The sequence below is a fragment of the Streptomyces sp. NBC_00663 genome (genome assembly GCF_036226885.1).
Lineage (GTDB): Bacteria > Actinomycetota > Actinomycetes > Streptomycetales > Streptomycetaceae > Streptomyces.
Genome location: NZ_CP109027.1, coordinates 899,625 through 918,042, shown reverse-complemented (window position 1 = coordinate 918,042; position 18,418 = coordinate 899,625). Strand labels below are relative to the sequence as shown.

Annotated in this window: 12 protein-coding genes; 5 read left to right on the top strand and 7 right to left on the bottom strand. The window is 72.1% G+C overall.

Translation table 11 applies throughout. The features are described from left to right. Positions 1-39: 39 nt before the first annotated feature. The 6 genes from OG866_RS04285 to OG866_RS04260 all read right to left on the bottom strand — a co-directional run bounded on the left by OG866_RS04285 (position 40) and on the right by OG866_RS04260 (position 6,719). Positions 40-999, bottom strand: coding sequence for a threonine/serine dehydratase (locus OG866_RS04285; protein WP_329332046.1), 960 nt, complete (start codon positions 997-999; stop codon positions 40-42). Between the two features lie 69 nt (positions 1,000-1,068). Beyond that, entirely contained in the window at positions 1,069-2,127 is a 1,059-nt protein-coding gene (locus OG866_RS04280; RefSeq protein ID WP_329332044.1) for a polyprenyl synthetase family protein, read from the bottom strand. Beyond that, positions 2,124-3,164 (bottom strand): tetratricopeptide repeat protein, encoded by a 1,041-nt coding sequence (locus tag OG866_RS04275; RefSeq protein ID WP_329332043.1) that lies wholly within the window; start codon positions 3,162-3,164, stop codon positions 2,124-2,126. The genes OG866_RS04280 and OG866_RS04275 overlap by 4 nt, the downstream gene beginning before the upstream one ends. Positions 3,165-3,349: 185 nt before the next feature. Further along, complete coding sequence (locus tag OG866_RS04270; protein ID WP_329332041.1) at positions 3,350-4,027, bottom strand: AIM24 family protein; 678 nt, start codon at positions 4,025-4,027, stop codon at positions 3,350-3,352. Between the two features lie 40 nt (positions 4,028-4,067). Next, positions 4,068-5,405, bottom strand: a complete 1,338-nt coding sequence (locus OG866_RS04265; protein WP_329332039.1) for a CAP domain-containing protein — start codon at positions 5,403-5,405, stop codon at positions 4,068-4,070. Between the two features lie 87 nt (positions 5,406-5,492). Then, positions 5,493-6,719, bottom strand: coding sequence for a serine hydrolase domain-containing protein (locus OG866_RS04260; protein ID WP_329332038.1), 1,227 nt, complete (start codon positions 6,717-6,719; stop codon positions 5,493-5,495). Positions 6,720-7,033: 314 nt separating this feature from the next. Here OG866_RS04260 and OG866_RS04255 point away from each other — a divergent pair, with 314 nt between their 5' ends. The 5 genes from OG866_RS04255 (at position 7,034) to OG866_RS04235 (ending at position 15,460) form a co-directional block, all read left to right on the top strand. Further along, on the top strand, positions 7,034-8,791 hold the full coding sequence (locus OG866_RS04255; protein ID WP_329332036.1) for a M4 family metallopeptidase: 1,758 nt from the start codon (positions 7,034-7,036) through the stop codon (positions 8,789-8,791). Positions 8,792-8,923: 132 nt separating this feature from the next. Further along, a complete protein-coding gene (locus tag OG866_RS04250) occupies positions 8,924-10,096 on the top strand; it encodes an ROK family protein (protein ID WP_329332034.1) in 1,173 nt (390 codons plus the stop codon). Positions 10,097-10,124: 28 nt separating this feature from the next. Continuing rightward, positions 10,125-11,903 (top strand): alpha-galactosidase D, encoded by a 1,779-nt coding sequence (locus tag OG866_RS04245; protein WP_329332033.1) that lies wholly within the window; start codon positions 10,125-10,127, stop codon positions 11,901-11,903. An 18-nt stretch (positions 11,904-11,921) separates the two neighbouring features. Continuing rightward, the gene (locus OG866_RS04240; protein ID WP_329332032.1) at positions 11,922-14,273 is read left to right on the top strand and encodes a glycosyl hydrolase family 95 catalytic domain-containing protein; all 2,352 of its coding nucleotides are present in this window, start codon (positions 11,922-11,924) and stop codon (positions 14,271-14,273) included. Then, entirely contained in the window at positions 14,270-15,460 is a 1,191-nt protein-coding gene (locus OG866_RS04235; RefSeq protein ID WP_329332031.1) for an SGNH/GDSL hydrolase family protein, read from the top strand. The genes OG866_RS04240 and OG866_RS04235 overlap by 4 nt, the downstream gene beginning before the upstream one ends. Before the next feature lie 7 nt (positions 15,461-15,467). Here the strand turns inward: OG866_RS04235 and OG866_RS04230 are convergent, their stop codons facing one another. Continuing rightward, entirely contained in the window at positions 15,468-18,386 is a 2,919-nt protein-coding gene (locus OG866_RS04230; RefSeq protein WP_329332029.1) for a helix-turn-helix transcriptional regulator, read from the bottom strand. Positions 18,387-18,418 lie beyond the last annotated feature (32 nt).

Sequence of the window (18,418 nt, the reverse complement as noted above, 5' to 3'; positions counted from 1 at the left end):
TTCCTGACACACGGTCACCGGACGGGAATTGACGAAAGGTCAGAGAAGGCCGAATCGTTCCGCCCACCTCATGACGTCTCCGGTCGTCGCGTTGCCGCCGCACACCACCAGCCCCAACCGGACGCCCTCGCCGACCCGTTCCCGCACCCGCCGGGCTGCGGGCAGCAGACAGCCGGCGGCGGGCTCGGCCCACACCTTGGCGTGCTCGGCGAGGTCCAGCGAGCCCCGCACGGCCTCCCGGTCGGTGACCACGAGCACCTCGTCGACCAGCGCCGACACATGGTCGTACGTCAGCTGCGAGACCGCAGGCGCGCTGAGCGTGGAGACGATCGACGACAGGGCGACCGGCACCGGCCCACCCGCCTCCAGCGCCTCGGACATGGCCGTCGCGCCCTCCGTCTCCACGCCCCAGATCCGCACCCCCGGACGACGGGCCCGCAGCGCCGCCGCGACCCCCGCGATCAGCCCGCCGCCCCCGATGCTGACGAGGACGTCCGTGAGCTCACCGGCGTCCTCGGCGAACTCCAGCCCCACGGTGCCCTGTCCGGCGATGACCAGCGGATCGTCGAAGGGGTGGACGAGCGTCAGCCCCTCGTCCCGCAGCCGCGTCACGAGGGAGAACGCGCCGTCCATGTCCTCCGTCAGCCGTACCACCGCCCCGGCCGCCTCGGCGATCTCCACGGCACGGGCGGGTGCCGAACGCGGCATGACCACCGTGGCCTTCACCTGTAGGGCCGCGGCCGTCATGGCCAGCGCGATGCCGTGGTTGCCGCCGCTGACCGCCACCACACCGGCGGCCCGCTCGGCCTCGCCCAGCGAGAGCAGCTTCATGGTCGCCCCGCGGGCCTTGAACGAGCCGGTGCGCTGGAGCAGTTCGAGCTTGGCGGTGACCGGGGCCCCGAGCAGCGCGGACAGTCCGGGACTCGGCACGGTAGGGGTACGGACGACATGTCCGGCGATCCGCTCGGCCGCGGCTTCGATGTCGGAGATCCCGATCAAGGCACTCACCCTTCCGGCGCGGACGGTCCGCGCCGCTTCAGAATCACACAGCGCTTCGCGCAGGGCGCCTCAGAGGTCGCGTCGGACCAGGAAGTCCAGCAGGGCCCCCAGCTCGTGCAGGGCGCTCTCCTCCAGCGGCAGCTCGGTCAGCGCCGCCTCGGCGGCGTCCAGGTGGCGGCGGGCCTCGGCGAGCGCCGTCGTCCTGCCGCCCGCCTCCTCGACGAGGGCGGCCGCCTCCGCGGGCCGGTCGCCGGATTCCAGAAGCTCCGCGAGGTGCGGCGCGGCGAGGCCCGGGGCGTCGAGGCCGGGGGCGTCGAGGGCGGGGGCGTCGAGGGCGGCCAGCACCGGGAACGTCTTCTTCCGCTCCCGGAGATCGGCGTGGACGGGCTTTCCGGTGACGGCGGGATCGCCCCAGACGCCCAGCACGTCGTCCACGATCTGGAAGGCCACCCCGATGTGCCGGCCGGCCCGGTCCAGCGGGTCGACCACGGCCGCCGGGGCACCGCCCAGCAGGGCACCCAGCGCGAGCGCGCAGCCCAGCAGCGCCCCCGTCTTGTGCTCGGCCATCGCCCGGTACTCGGCCGGCCCCACCCGCCCCGGCCCGGTCCAGGGCCGGTCGGCGAAGAGCAGGTCGTCGGCCTGTCCGCGCACCAGATCGCCGAGCGCCCGGCTCACCAGCCGCAGCGCGGCGGGCCCCTGGCCGGTGACCGCGAGGGTCTCGACGGCCAGCGCGAACAGCGCGTCACCCGCCAGGACCGCGGGGCCGGTGCCGTACGCGTGCCAGACGGTGGCGCGGCCCCGCCGGGCCGGGTCGCCGTCCATGATGTCGTCGTGCGTCAGCGAGAAGGTGTGCAGCAACTCCACCGCCACCGCGGCCGGCACCCCGGCCCGCGCGGACGCCCCCGCGGCCTCCGCACCGAGCACCGCCAGCGCCTGCCGCACGCCCTTGCCCCCGGACGCGACCGTCGGCGCACCACCGACCTCGCACCAGCCGAAGGAATAGGCGGCCATCTCACCGACCCACGGATGCAGCCGATCGACGGCGGCCCGCAGCGCCGGGCGCACCAGCACCCGGCAGCGGTCGAGGACCTGAGGAACCTGGACGGGCTGCTTGAGGGCCGTCGTCACCGGGCGGCCTCCGGCTCCACGCCGAACTCGGCCTGGGCCCGCGCCACCATCTGCTGCGCGTGCCGGAGCCCGATGCGACCCAACACCACGTACAGATCGGCGAGTTCGGCGGCCGTCTCGGCCCGGTCGCGGCCCAGCCGGGCCAGCGACTTGGCCAGCCCCAGCCGCGCCAGCGCCTCCCCGCGCGGCTCGCTCATCGACCTGAACTCAGAGAGCGCCTGCTCGTACAACTCCCGGGCCTCGGCGTAACGCCCGGCCCGGTAGAGGACGTTGCCGCGCATCTTGTGGTTGTAGGCGAGCGCGCCGGAGAGGTTCATCGCCCGGCAGCCCGCCTCCGCCTCCGACAGCAGAGTCAGGGCTCGCTCCATGTCACCGTCACGCACGGAGACGATGTCGGCGAGCCCGCGCAGCGCCCAGGCGTGACCGCGCCGGTCGTCCGCCCGAGCGGCGACCTCCGCGGCCTCCTCGAAGAGCGCGTACGCCGTGTCGTAGGCACCGGTGTTGCGGTGCATCTGCGCGATGCCCTCCAGAGCCCAGACCGTGTGCCGCGCCTCCCCGCGCCGCCGGGCCTCGGCCAGCAACTGCTCGTGCAGCCGCCCCACGGCCTCGTAGTCGCCCTGGATCCGGCCGGTCTCCGCGAGCCCCGCCAGCGAGTAGCCGCGTACGACGACGTCCCCGCCGCGCTCGCCCAGTTCGGCCGCCAGACCCAGCAGCCGCCGGGCGAGGGCGAGCGCCCCGCGCTGCCGGGCCAGGGTGCCGCCGCTCCACAGGGCCCAGGCCATCGCACCGAGGTCACCGGCCTCCCGGGCCGACCGGTAGCTCGCCTTCCACGCCCGGTCGGCCTCGCCGACGCGGCCGAGCCGTCGATGCGCCTCGGCGACCGCCAGTCCGGACCGCGCCGCCTCGGCGCTCTTCCCGGCCTGCTCGGCGGCCCGCAACTGCTCGGTGCCGACGGCCAGTACCTCGGTCAGGGAGGAGTTCACGGACAGGGTGGTGAGGGCGCCCTGATATTCAGGGGCGAATGCCTTGCCGACCATGGATGCCTTTCGAAGTGCATGTATACGCGACATGTATACGCCTTGTGTATACGCGGTGCGTATAGTGCGCCGAAAACCCGCCCTGACCCGTTGCGGGCCAGGGCGTGTCACCTGTTGCCGATCAAGACGTGGAGGGGCCGGGCGGGGTTGCTCGTGAGGCGCAGATCACCTTCCGTCGTGGTCCGTCAGTGCTGCTGCGGCTTGTGCGGGGTCGCCTCGCTCGGTCGTACGACGACGTATCCCTCGCCCTCCAGCATCAGTTGGACCGCCTCACCCGAACCGCCGCGCAGCATCGAACCGATGGACTGCGAGCGGTGCAGCGAGGTCCGCAGGCCGGCGGTCCAGCCGACGACCGCGTCCGTGTCGACGTACACCGGGAACTGCGCCGAGACCGGGATGACCAGCGGATTGCCCTCGCAGACCAGACCGAGGCGGCCTTGCCCGGAGAAGACGCTGTTGAACAGGCCGCCACCACTGATGCCCGCGCCCTTCACGGTCGCGATCCGGTACGCCAACGAGGCGTCGAAACACAGGACGTTGCGGCCGTTGACCGTGAACTCGTCGCCCGGGTCGACATCGACGACGAAGCAGTTCTGCGCCTCCTGCGCGAACCACGCCTCGCCCTGTCCGCGCACGGCCATCAGGGGCAGGCCCTCGCCGGTGACCGCGCGTTTCAGCATGCCGCCCACGCCCTGGCCCTTGCGCTCGAACTGGAGGTTGCCGCGGTAGGCGATCATCGATCCCTGGCGGGCGAGCATCTCGCCGTTCACCGCGTACCTGATGCACTTGGCGTTCTCGACGGTCATGCCCGGCGCCGTGGCCGGCTGGACCATGTGCTCACTGGAAAACAGGTCACCCTTCATGAGGGCATGGTGTCCCGGAGGGTTTCGTTCCGTCACGGGGTCAGGCGCCGAAGAGCTGCGTCCAGTACGTCCCGGCCGAACCACCGCCCGCGAAGCCGACCCCGATGTGGGTGAAGCCGGGTGTGAGGATGTTGGCGCGGTGGCCAGGGCTGTTCATCCAGCCCTCGACGACCTCGGCCGGGGAGCGCTGACCGCAGGCTATGTTCTCGCCGATCGAGCGCTGTGTGGCTCCCGCGGCGGCGGCGCGGTCCCAGGGCCTGCTCCCGTCCGGCGCGGTGTGGTCGTAGAAGGCGCGGGCGATCATGTCCGTGCTGTGCGCCTGCGCGGCGGTGGTCAGACGGGGGTCGACGCTCAGGGGCGGCAGACCCTGCCGGGTGCGCTCACGATTGGTGAGGTCGACGACCTCGGACGCGGTGCGGGTCAGCTCGGTGGGGGTGAGAGGGCGGGCCCACAGGGCGGTCCAGTAGGTGTCGCCGGAACGGCTGTCGGGGACGTACGCCAGGCCCGCGTGCGTGAACGCCGGGTCGTGCAGGGTCTGTCGAGGCCGTGCGGTGCGCAGGCAGTGGTCGACGAACTCGGCCGGGGTGCGGGGGCCGGAGACGAGGTGTTCGCCGACGGTGACGTAGGTGTACCCGGTGGCGGTCAGGCGCTGGTAGACGGAGACGCCGTCGCGGCCCTCGACGCCGAGGCGGCCCGACGCGGCCATGGCGGCGGCGTGGGCGCGGGCGGCGGAGGTGAGCCGGGCGTCCAGGGCGACGGGGGGTGAACCGGCGGCGGCACGGGCGGAGTTGACCAGGCCGAGGAAGCCGTCGGGGTCGGGAGCGGGAGGGAAGGCGGGGGCGAGCGGTGGTGCGGGTGTCGGCGACGGGGTGGGTCGGAGCGTGGGCGACGGGGGCGGGTCGGCGGTGACTTCCACGCCGAAGTCCCTTGCCAGTCCCGCCAGTCCGTCGGCGTACCCCTGGCCCAGGGCGCGGAGCTTCCAGCCGGGGCCGCGGCGGTAGACCTCCGCGAGGAGCAGGACGGTCTCCTGCCGCGGTCGGGGTGGGGCGAACCGGGCCAGCGGACGCCCACCGGGTCCCGTGACGTCCAGCACGGGTGCCGGCAGCCGGCCCAGGGGAGTGCCGGGGTCGGACGGACTGGCGACGACCGTGACCCTGGTGGCACCGGCGCGCAGCCGTGCCGGATCGAGGGTCAGGGTGTCGCCGGTCAGCCGGGCCCCGGGGGCGGCGGGCTGGTTGTAGAACACGAAGTCGGCGTCGCCGCGGACCTTGCCGTCATCGTCGGTGATCAGCGCGGACACATCGAACGGGCCGGGGACCCGGACGGTCACGATGCCGCCCGGCAGGGGCAGATTGCCCCCGGGAACCAACTCGGTCATCGGGCCGTCCTGCTGGTGTCGTGGTGCGGAGCCCCGGGAGGGGGTGTCCGGACAACGTCCGCCCCCCAGTCCCGGGTTCCCGCCGCCTCAGTCCCTCAGCACGCCGGGCGCGATGTCCTCGTACCGCTCCACCCCGGCCGCCGAGCCGCGCAGTGTCTTCGCCCGCTTCCCGCAGAACGCCGACTCCAGCGTGCCGAACATCGTGTTGAGGACCGTCCCGTTGTTGGAGGTGTTGACGGCCGCGCTCAGGCTGCGCCCGCCGTCCTTCGAGGTGAACGCGTACGTGTAGTAGCCCTGGACGGCGCCCGTGTGGCCGTACACCTTGACCCCGCAGGACAGGGTCCGGCGGCGCAGGCCGAGGCCGTAGGACGTGTTGCTGTTGACCGTCCACCAGCGCTGCATCCGGTCCAGGCTCGCGGCGGAGGTGAGCTTGCCCCGCAGCAGTGCCGACAGGAACGTGTTGAGGTCCCCGGCGGTGGAGATGATCGAGCCCGCGCTCTGCGCCCAGGACGTGGTCTGCCGGGTGGCGTCGACGAGGGCCGCGCCGGGTGTGTCCGGGGTGAGGTAGCCGCGGGCGTAGCGGCCGGGGAGCTTCGTGTTCGGGTGGACGTAGAAGGTGTCGCGCAGCTTCAGGGGCTCGAAGATGCGGTTCTGGTACTCGGTCTGCACGGAGTGGCCGGTCAGCTTCTCGATGAGCATCCCGGCGACGACGAAGTTGGTGTTGGAGTACGCGTAGGCGGCGCCCGGGCGGTTGGTGCGGGCGTGCCGCAGGGAGCGTTTGACCAGCTCGCGGTAGGTGAAGACCTTGGTGCGGACGGCCTCGAAGCCCGGGACCGTGCGCGCGAACATGTCGTTCGTGTAGTCGTACAGACCGCTGCGATGGCTCAGGACGTGCCGCACGGTGATGCCGTCGTCGGGCAGCAGCCCCGGCAGATAGTGGTTGACGGACGCGTCGAGCCTGAGCTTCTTCTCGTCGACCAGCTGCAACAGCACCACGGCGGAGAACGTCTTGGTGACGGAGCCGATGCGGAACCGGTCGAGCGTGCTGATGGTGCGTCCGGTCTTGCGGTCGGCGACTCCGGTGACCGCCCGCTGCACTGTGCCGCGGTCGTCGATGCGGGCCAGCGCGCCGGGCGCGCCCTGCCGCACGGCCGTGCGCAGCACCGCGCGGACGCCTTCGAGGTCCGGTTTCGCCAGGGCCGCGGCGCCGGTCGGGGCGGGAGCGCTGTCCGCCGTGGCGTGCGCCGGGACCGCCAGCAGGGACAGCAGGACCGTCCCCGACACCGTTGCCGTGCGCAGTGTTTGTGATGCCATCCGACTGTTTCTCCCGTTTCTGGCGGTGAGTCCTCGATGCGAGATCGGTCACACGGACGCCGGGCAACCTTCTCGCATCCCGTCACATCTCCACAGCCGACGCACAGTTGGTCACCCGCTGATCACTGCGCGCTGCGGATTTGCAAAGTATTGCCCTGAAAAGCCAGAAAACCGATCATTTGGGCTTTACGTGGACATGACTCATCCGTAAGGGTTGCGAGCCGGGGCCCGACCAGCCCCCATGGCGCCCAACCGCGCCATGTCCCAGGGCGGTTGGTGATCCCGGCCGCCTTCGCACGAAGGAACCCTCAATAGTGCGTAGACCCCACATACGCAGCCTGGCTGTCGCCGTCGCGGTGGCGACGGCCGCCACGGGGCTCGCGGGCACGGCCTTCGCCGGCCCGTCCACGGCCAAGCCCGGCCAGGCCGCGGCCGTCACCGCCACGACCGTCGTCGACGCGGCCCGCGCCGCCGCGTTCGCCCACGCCTCCGCCACCGGTGTGGCCCAAGGCGACGAACTCCACGCCCAGGACGTGCTGATCGACCCGGAGGGCGCCCGGCATGTCCGGTTCGTCCGGGCGCATCAGGGCATGCCCGTGCTCGGCGGCGATCTCGTCGTCCACCTCACCGAGCGGCTGACCTACGCGGGTGTCACCCGGGCGGCCGACCACACGGTCGCGCCCAAGGCCGCGCGCGCCCGGCTGACCGCCGGCCAGGCCCAGGAGAAGGCCGCCGCCGTCGCGAAGGGTGACGCGGAACCGGCGGAACTGGTCGTCGACGCCCGTGACGGTGCCTCGGCCCTCGCCTACCAGGTGCGGGTGACCGACAGCGCCACCACCGAGGCCGGCGGCTCCCGCACGGTCGTCGTCGACGCCCTCACCGGCAAGGTGCGCAGCAACACGCCCGACAGCGACGAGTTCCTGTCGCCGAAGCTCGTCGACACCCTGCGCGAGCGCGGCGAGACGCTCGACCCGGCCACCGGCACCGCCCCGCAGGCCTCGGCGCTCGCGACCACGGCGTCCGGCACCGGGTCGTCCCTGTTCGCCGGCAAGGTCCCGCTGACCACCACCAAGACGGGCAGCCGCAGCTATCTGCTGAAGGACCCCAGCCGCTGGGGCACCGAGACCCGGGACGCCAAGGGGCAGGAACTGGAGAACTTCACCCGCGGCAAGAAGTTCACCTCCACCACCAACAAGTGGGGCAACGGCACCGTCTCCAGCCGGGCCAGCGCCGCCGTCGACGCCCAGTACGGCATCACCAAGACCCTGGACTTCTACAAGAAGACCTTCGGGCGCAAGGGCATCGCCAACAACTCCAAGGGTGCCAAGGCGATGGTCCACTTCGGCAACAAGGTGGCCAACGCGTTCTGGGACCCGACCTGCGGCTGCATGCTGTACGGCGACGGTGACGGCGACATGTTCAAGAAGCCGCTGGTCGTCCTCGACGTCACCGGCCACGAACTCACCCACGGCGTCGTGGACTCCACCGCCCGCCTGGAGCCCACCCGGGTGGACGCGGACGGCAACCAGTACGGCGAGGCCGGTTCCCTCAACGAGTCCCTGGCGGACATCTTCGGCTCGAACGTCGAGTTCAGCGCCAACAACCCGAAGAACCCGCCGAACTACCTCCTCGGCGAGAAGCTCGGCCTGGACCAGAAGTTCCTGCGCCGCCTGGACAAGCCGTCCCTCGACGAGCTCGAAGGCGCCATCGACTACTGGGCGCCGGCCGTCTACGACGCTGAGGTGCACGCCGGATCCGGCGTCTCCTCGCACGCGTACTACCTCCTCGCCGAGGGCAGCGGCCGCAAGAAGATCGGCAGCGTCACCTACGACTCGCCGACCATCGACGGCCTGCCGGTGAAGGGCATCGGCCGCACCAAGGCCACGGCGATCTACTACCGCGCCCTGACCCGCTACATGGTCTCCACCACCGACTTCCACGACGCCCGCGTGGCGACGCTGAAGGCGGCGAAGGACCTCTACGGGGCGGGCAGCACGGAGTACAAGGCGGTGAACCGCTCCTGGGCCGCCGTGAACGTGACCGCGGCCAACACGCCCGCGGCACGGCGCTGATCCACCGGTCCGGCCGCCGGGTGCCTCGCATCCGGCGGCCGGACCGCTCGACACAGAGCGGACAGAGCCGACGCACAGCCAATTCTGTTTCTTTTATTGACGACGGAAAAGAACCCTCATAGGTTTCCGGCCATGCACCCGACCCCGCGTGCCGAGACGTTCCCCGTCAACACTCCCGCCACCCCCCAGGTGTTCACCACCGTCCTCACCCAAGGCCCCCTCGCCCGGCTGGAGGTGGCCCGGCGCGTCGGGCTCTCACCGGCCGCCGTCACCAAGGCGGTCCGGCCGCTGATCGAGGCCGGATACCTGGTGGAGGACGTGGACGAGGAGGCCCGGCCCGCGCTCGGGCGCCCCGCCAACCTGGTCCGGGTCGACGGCGGCCGGGCGCTGTTCATCGGCGTCAAGGTCACCGGCGACGAGATCATCGGTGTCCTCACCGATCTGTGCTGCCGCATCCGCCACGCCCGCCGCACACCCCTGCCCGACCGAGCCCCGAAGGCGGTCCTGGCGTCGATCGCCGAGCTGACGCGGGACCTCCTCGCCGAGGCGGACGACCTCCGGACACCCGTCCTGGGCCTCGGCGTCGCCGTCTCCGGAGACGTGGACCGCGGCGAAGGGGCCGTCCGCTACTCGCCGTTCCTCGACTGGCGTGACGTGCCGCTCGCCGAACTCGCCGCCATGACCACGGGGTTGCCGGTCACCGTCGACAACGACGTGCGGGCCCTGACCGTCGCCGAGCAGTGGTTCGGCGCCGGCGCCGGACTGTCCGACTTCGCCGTGGTGACCGTCGGCGCCGGCATCGGCTGCGGTCTCGTCGTGCACGGCCGCGTCGTCGCCGGGGCGCACGGCGTGGCCGGGGAGATCGGCCATGTCACCGTCGACCCGGCCGGCCCGCTCTGCCACTGCGGCAACCACGGCTGTGTGGAGGCGATCGCGGGGGAGGCCGCCATCGTCCGGCAGATCCGGGAGGCCACCGGCGTCGAACTCGCCGACGCCGCCGAGGCCCTGGCCATGGCCCACCGGGGCGTCCCCGGGGCGCGGGAGGTGTACGCGCGCGCCGGCGAGGCGATCGGCCGTGGCATCGCCACCGTCGCCAACCTCCTCGGCCCCGAGCGCGTGATCATCTCCGGCGAGGGCCTGGCCGCCTACGACCTGTTCGCCGAGCAGATCCGTGACGCCTTCGTCGCGGCCGCCTTCGGCTCCGCCGCCCAATGCGACGTCCGTACCCGCCCGTTGCCCTTCGAGGAGTGGGCGCGCGGAGCCGCCGCCACCGCCATCCAGTCCTTCATCCGAGCCGACAGCTGAATCGAGCCGACCCCAGGAGGTACGACCCATGCGGTCATCCTCGTACTTCGCCATGCCCGCGCGAGCCCTGCTGGTGCTCGCCCTGACCGCGGTCGCCGTCCCGACGGCCCACGCCGCCGACACCGCCCCGCCCGCCCTCGCCGCCAAGCCGTACATGGGCTGGTCCAGTTGGAGCATGCAGTCCTCCAAGTACCCCGGCCTCAACCCGGACGGCGACTACAGCTATCTCACCGAGGCCAACGTCCTGAAGCAGGCCGGCGCCCTGGCCGTCAAGCTGAAGAAGTACGGCTACGACCACGTCAACATCGACGCCGGCTGGTGGATGGACAAGGCCTGGAAGTCCGGGTTCGACCAGTACGGCCGCCAGAAGCCCGACCCCGGCCGCTTTCCGCGCGGCATGAAGGCCGTGGCCGACGACCTCCACGCCAAGGGCCTCAAGGCCGGCATCTATCTCCCGGCCGGTCTGGAGAAGGGCGCGTACGGCGACGGCAAGACGCCGATCCGGAACGCGGACGGCTGCACCACCGCCGACATCGTCTACGACGACCTGCGCACCACCAACGGCTGGGACAGCTCCTACAAGCTCGACTTCGCCAAGCCCTGCACCTCCAAGTACATAGATTCGCAGGCGCAGTTGATCGCTGACTGGGGATACGACTTCCTCAAGCTGGACGGAGTCGGTCCCGGTTCCGGCAAGAGCGGCGACCAGTACGACAACGTTGCCGACGTGGCCGCCTGGAACAAAGCGATCGCCGCCACCGGCCGCCCGATCCACCTCGAACTGTCCTGGTCCCTGGACATCGGCCACGCCACCGACTGGAAGACGTACGCACAGGGCTGGCGCGTCGACACCGACGTTGAGTGCTACTGCAACACCCTCGTCAGCTGGGAGAACTCCGTCGACGACCGCTGGGACGACACCCCGGCCTGGACGCGGCACGCCGGCCCCGGCGGCTGGAACGACCTCGACTCCCTCGACGTCGGCAACGGCGAGATGGACGGCCTGACCAAGGCCGAGCGACAGAGCTACGCCACCCTGTGGGCCATCGCCAAGTCCCCGCTCTACACCGGCGACGACCTCACCCGCCTCGACTCCTACGGCCTCTCCCTGCTGACCAATCGCGAGGTCATCGCCGTCGACCAGGGCCCCAACCCGCCCGCGCACCCGGTCACCCCGTCCGACCCCCAGCAGGTGTGGGCCGCGAAGAACACCGACGGCACCTACACCGTCGCCCTGTTCAACCTCGCGGACAAGCCGGCCTCGGTGACCGCCGACTGGTCCACCCTCGGCTTCCAGGGCAAGGCGGCCGTCCGCGACCTGTGGAACCACGAGAACCTCGGCACCCACAAGGGCAGGATCACCGAGGCCCTGCCCGCCCACGGCTCCCGCCTGTTCACCGTCACCCCGCGCGGTACGGCGCTGCGATGGACCGGCATCGAGGCCGAGGCCCCGTCCAACACCCTCGCCGGCAACGCCTCCGTCGCCGACTGCTCCGCCTGCTCCGACGGCAGGAAGGTCGGCAACCTCTACGTCGGCGGCAAGCTGACCGTCAACAACGTCATGGCCGCCGAGCCCGGCACCTACCAGATCAAGGTCTCCTACGTCAGCGGTGACGCCCGCTCGGTGAACGTCTTTGCCAACGGCGGCGCGGGCACCGGCCACAAGTTCCCCTCCACCGGCGACTGGGGCACGGTCTCCAGCGTCTACGTGCCCGTGACCCTCAAGGCCGGTACCAACACGGTCACCTTCGACAGCGGCACCGGCTACGCGCCGGACATCGACCGGATCGACGTCCCCCAGTCCTGACCCCCACCAGGAGCCGCCATGACCACCGAACCCTCCAGACGCGGCCTGCTGGCCCTCGCCGCGACGACCGGTGCCCTCGCCGCGCTGCCGACCTGCACCGCCACCGCGGCCCCGGACCGGCCCGCCGCCGACTCACCGTCGTACGAAGGCAGTTCCCGCACCACGCTCCGGTGGCAGGCCCCCGCCGACGAGCACTCGATGATCGAACAGGGCCTGCCCGTCGGCAACGGCCGGCTCGGCGCCCTCGCGAGCAACGACCCCGGCCGTGAACTCCTCCTCGTCACCGACGCCACGATGTGGACCGGCGGCCTCAACGACACCCTCGACACCGACGGCCAATTCCCCTACGGACGTGCGGATTTCGGATCCTTCACCCTGCTCGCCCGGCTGACCGTGGACATCCCCGACCACGACCTGTCCGCCGTCAACGCCTACCGCCGCACCCTCGACCTCGCCCGAGCCGTGGTCACCACGTCGTACGTCCGCTCCGGTGTCACCTACCACCGGGAGATCTTCGCCAGCCACCCCGACGACGTCATCGTCCTGCACTTCACCCAGAGCGGCGGCGGCCGGTACACCGGCTCCGTGACCTTGGAGGGCACGCACGGCGAGGACGCGACGGGCGTCTCCTTCGGCGCTGCCCTGCCCAACGGGCTGCGCTACGGTGCCGCGGTCCAGGCGTACGGCAGCGGCGGCCGGGTCGCCGTCAACGGCACCCGCGTCGACTTCTCCGGCTGCCACGAGCTCACCGTGATCGTCAGCGGCGGCACCAACTACGCGCCGGACGCGAACGCGTACTACCGCGACCCCTCCCTCGACCCCGAGAGGCTGGCCCGCACCAAGGTCCGCGACGCCGCCGCGCACCCGGCCGACACCCTGCTGCGCACCCATGTCGCCGACCACCGCGCCCTCTTCGGGCAACTCGACCTCACCCTCGGCACCTCCACGCCCGCCCAGCGCTCACTGGACACCTGGGAGCGGCTGAGGGCCCGCGCCCGCGACGGAGTGCCCGACCCCGAACTGGAGGCCCAGTACCTTCAGTTCGGCCGGTATCTGATGATCGCCGGGTCACGGGACAGTCTCCCGCTGAACCTCCAGGGCCTGTGGCTGGACGGCAACGACCCGGACTGGATGGGCGACTACCACACCGACATCAACCTCCAGATGAACTACTGGATGGCCGACCGGGCGGCACTCCCGCGGTCCTTCGACACGTTCACCGACTACTGCCTCGCCCAGCTCCCGTCCTGGACGGACCTGACCCGCCGCCTCTTCGACGACCCGCGCAACCGCTACCGCAACTCCACCGGCAGGAACGCCGGCTGGACCGTCGCCATCTCCACCAACCCGTACGGCGGAGGCGGCTGGTGGTGGCACCCGGCGGGCAACGCCTGGCTGTGCAACTCCCTCTGGGAGCACTACGAGTTCAGCGGCTCCCGCACCCATCTGGAGAAGATCTACCCCCTCCTGAAAGGCGCCTGCGAGTTCTGGGAGGCCCGGCTGCTCACCATCACCCTGCCGGGCACCACACGGGAAGTGCTCGTCGCCGACAGCGACTGGTCGCCCGAACACGGGCCGCTCGACGCCAAGGGCATCACCTACGCCCAAGAGCTGGTGTGGGCACTCTTCGGCAACTACTGCACGGCGGCGGCAGAGCTGAAGCGGGACAGCGGCTTCGCCGACACCGTCGCCGGTCTGCGCAAGCGGCTCCATCTGCCGCAGGTCAGCCCGAAGACGGGGTGGCTGGAGGAGTGGATGTCCCCCGACAACCTAGGGGAGACCACCCATCGGCATCTGTCCCCGCTCGTCGGCCTCTTCCCCGGCGACCGCCTCCGCCCCGACTCCCCGCCCGACCTCGTGGCGGGCGCGACCGCCCTGCTCACCGCCCGGGGCATGGAGAGCTTCGGCTGGGCGAACGCCTGGCGCGCACTGTGCTGGGCCCGCCTCAAGAACGCGGAGAACGCCTACCAGCTGGTCGTCAACAACCTCCGCCCGTCCACCGACGGCAGCAACGGCACCGCGTTCAACCTCTTCGACATCTACGAGGTGGAGCGCGGCCGGGGCATCTTCCAGATCGACGCCAACTTCGGCACCCCGGCCGCGATGATCGAGATGCTCGTCCACTCCCGTCCGGGCCACATCGAACTGCTCCCGGCACTTCCGCAGGCCTGGGCCGCTTCGGGAGCCGTCAGCGGGGTAGGGGCGCGGGGCGGATTCGTCGTCGATCTACGGTGGAGGGATGGGATACCGATCGAGGCACACATACGGAGCGTCCACGGCCGTACCACGACCGTGGAGTACGGGGGATCGAGGCGCACGGTGACGCTGCGACCGGGCGCGTCGGTCACACTGAAGGACTTCGACCGATGACCCGGGCCCGCCGCCTGCTGGCCGCCACCCTGACGGCCGTGGCCCTCCAGGTCACCCCCGCCTCGGCCGCCGACAGTCCGCCCGAGGGCGTCGTCACCTGGGGTGCCAGCGCCGACCGCATGGGTGACGGGGTCGCCGACCGCGGCTATCGCATGGTCGTGCACACCAGCGTCGCCGGCCGGGACCCGCGTATCCGGCTCTCCAACGCCTTCGGCGACCGGCCGGTGACCTTCGACAGCGTCTACGCCGGGATCCAGCGGGAGGGCGCCGAGCTGGTCCGCGGCAGCAACCGGCGGCTCGGTTTCGGCGGCGCGGACTCCGTCACCGTCCCGGCCGGTGCCACCGTCTACAGCGATCCGCTGCCCGGGAAGCTGCCCGCCGGAACCGACCTGGTCGTCAGCGTCCACACCCCTGACGCGGCAGGCCCGGTCACCGGGCACTGGATGGCCATGCAGACGTCGTACCTCGCCGAGGGCGACCACACCGCCGAGGAGAGCGGCGCCCGGTGGGCCGCGTCGATCGGCTCCTGGTTCTACCTCGACGCGGTCTCCGTGCGGGCCGCCCCGGACACCGGTGCCGTCGTCGCGCTCGGGGACTCCATCACCGACGGCTGGCGGTCCACGACCGACCTGAACCGCCGCTGGCCGGACTACCTGGCCCGACGGCTCCAGAAGGCGCGGACCACGGTCAAGGGCGTGGCCAACGAGGGCATCGCCGGGAACCGGGTGCTCACGGACGGCCCCGGCCAGAGCGCCCTGAACCGACTGGACCGGGACGTCCTCTCCCAGCCGGGTGTGCGCACGGTGTTCCTCTTCGAGGGCGTCAACGACATCAAGTCCCACACCGGTGTCACCGCCCAGAACATGATCGACGGCTACCGGGAGATCGCCGACCGGGTGCACGCGGCCGGCAAGTGCCTCGTCGTCTCCACCGTCGGCCCCTTCAAGGGCTGGTCGGAATGGGACCCCGCCGCCGAGACCGTACGGCAGGAGGTGAACCGGTTCATCAGGGACAGCGGGGAGTTCGACGCGGTCACCGACTTCGACCGCATCCTGCGCAGCCCCTACGACCACGAGCGGATGCTGCCCTTCTTCGACGGCGGCGACCACATCCACCCGGGCGACAAGGGCATGCAGGCGATGGCGGACGCCGTCGACCTCGACGGCCTGGAGTGCGACGGGAGTTGACGGGCCGTCACTGCGGGGCGATCAGGCCCTCGCGATAGGCGACGGCCACCGCCTCGGTACGGCTCGCGGCACCCAGCTTGGCCAGGATGTTGGAGACATGGACGCTGGCCGTCTTGCCGCTGATGAACAGCTCCTCGCCGATCTGCCGGTTGCTGCGGCCGAGGGCGAGGAGCCGCAGCACGTCCTGCTCACGGGCGGTCAGCGGCGAGGGTCCGGACGCGGCCTTCGGCGCCGCGGACAGCCGTCCCCGGCGCATCAGCGCGTCCGTCTGCTCCAGCAGGAGCGTCGCCCCCAGCCGTACGGCGGCCTCCCGCGCCGCACCGGCCTCGACGGCCGCCTCCTCGCGCCGATCCGCCGCCAACAACGCCTCCGCGTAGCGCAGTTGGCAGCGGGCGTGCTCATAGGTGTCACCGAAGTCGAACGCGGCCACGGCCTTCTCCCAGGCCGTCACGTCCGGACCGGACACCGCCCGCACCCACTCCGCCTCGGCGCGTGCCAGCCACGCCTGCCCTTCCGGACCCTGGGGATTCCCGTCGTCGCCGCGGGCGGCCGAGTGCCGGGCCAGCTCCACCAGTTCGTCCGCCGGGGCCGCCCAGCGTCCCGCGCCCGCGTCGTCACCGCTCGACCTCAGCCCGGCGGTGGTGTCCGCGACCGCGGACAGCGCGAGCGCGGCGAGCCGGACCGCGACGTCGGGGCGGGTGCCCGCGTCGTCGGTGAGGGCCTTCACGGACGAGCGAACCTGCTCCACCGCCGCCTCGGCGTCCCCGCGCAGCGACGCCGCCTCGGTCAGCGCGATGGCCGCGACGAGGGTGGCCATCCAGTCGAAGTGGCCGTGGAGCAGGGCGCGGGCCCGGTCGACGGCCGTGAAGTCGCCGCGGGCGAGGGCGACATAGAGCGCGGGACCGGCCGCGTATCCGTCTATCGCCGGCAGCGTCCCGGCCCCGTTCGCCGCCCGGAGCGCCTCGTCCCAGCGGCCCAGCGTGTACAGCACCAGAAGCTGGAGATGCCGCATCGCCTGCGGGTACAGCGAGGACAGCAGTCCGGCGCGCCGCGCCCGGTCGATGCCCTCGGCCAGATGGGGGAGCGCCTCTTCGAGATCGCCGGACTCGTAACTGCCGATGGCGAGGTTGAACAACGCCCGCAGCTCCACCGGCGCGTTGCCCGAGCTGTGCGCCAACTCCCGGGCCTGCCCCAGCCGTTCGCGCCCCTCCGGGGTGCGTCGGCCGGCGCCTTCGAGGCCGGCGAGGGAGATGAGCAGGTCGGCCCGCGCGTCAACGGCCCCGAGCTGCTCGGCGACTCGCAGCGCCTCGTGCGCGATCCGCAACGCGGTCTCGTTCTCGCCGACATGGCGGGCCGCCATCACATGGGTGGCCGCCGCCCACACCCACGTCCGCGACGGCGGATCGGCCGGGATCAGGGCGAGCGCCTCGCTGCTGTAGGCGAACGCCGCGGTCAGACTGTCGACGCTGATCAGGTTCCCGGCGAGGGTGTAGCGGACCCGGGCGGCGAGTTCGGAGTCGGCGTCCTGGTCGATGCCGGCGAGCGCGGACCGGGTGAGGGAGACCGCCCGATGCGACTCACCGGCGTGCGCTGCCGCGGCGGAGGCGCGCAGGGTGAGCGTGACCCGGTCCTCGGAGGGCCGCGCCGACGCCTCCACCGCCGACCACAGGTCGAGGGCCGCCTCCAGATGCCGTAGCTCCTCGGCCGGCGCCCCCACCCGCTGGGCGTGATCGGCGGCCTCCAGCGACGCGGCCAGGGCCTCGGCGAGATCATGGCTCTCGCGGTAGTGGTGGGCGCGCTCCGCGGCGGACTCGGCCCGACGGCCCCGCGCGGACAGCAGCCGGGCGAACGCGCCGTGCAGCCGGGCCCGTTCACCGGGCAGCAGATCGGCGTAGACGGCCTCACGGGCGAGTGCGTGCCGGAAGGAGTAGGTGTCCCCGTCGCCCGGTACCAGAAGCTGCCGTCCGGCGGCCTCGCGCAGCGCCGTCTCCAGCTCGTCCTCGGGGAGTCCGACCGCCTCCCGCAGCAGGTCGTGCTCCACCCGCCGCCCGGCCACGGCGGCCGTGCGCAGCACGAGCTGGGCGGTGTCCGACAACTGCTCGAACCGGATCAGGAGTACGTCGGCCAGCCCGCTCGGCACCCCGCCGACCTCGGTGTCGGTCGCGGCGACCAGCTCCTCGGCGTAGAAGGCGTTGCCTTCGGCCCGTTCGACGATCCGCCGGACCGTGGCGTCCGGCAGCGGCCGCTCCCGCAGCGCCTGCACGAGCTGCGTCACCTCCGCGTCGCCCAACGGCCGCAGCTCAAGGCGCTCCACGGCGGGCAGCCGCACCAGCTCGGCCAGCAACGGCCGCAGCGGATGACGCCGGTGCAGATCGTCGGCACGGTACGACGCGAACACCGCCAGCCGATGCGTGGGCGCCCCGCCGGCCGGGCGCTGGAGAATGCCCCGGCTGAGCAGGAAGCGCAGCAGATCCCGCGAGGACTGGTCGGCCCAGTGCAGATCCTCCAGCACGACCAACACGGGGGCCACGTCCGCGAGATCGGCCAGGAGCCCCGCGATGCCCTCGAACAGCTGGAGCCGGCCGCCGCTGCCCTCGCCGCCCAGCAGCCGTTCGGCGACCGGATGACCGGCGAGCACGGGGGCGAAGCGCTCGTCGGAGGCGAGCACACCGAGGATCTCGGTGAACGGCAGATAGGGCAGACCGACGTCCCCGAGGTCGACACAGTGCCCGGTGAGCACGGTCATCCCGTCCCGGGCGGCGCTCTGCGTGACCTCGTCCAGCAGCCGGGTCTTGCCGACCCCGGCATCCCCACCGATGAGAACGGCCCGAGCGGCCCCGCCGCGCGCACCTTCAAGGACCGTGGCGAGGCGGGCCAGTTCGTCGTCACGCCCGACGAGTGGCGAGGAGAAGGAGGTCAGAGGCACGCATCCATCCTGTCACTGTGCCGACCCGTTCG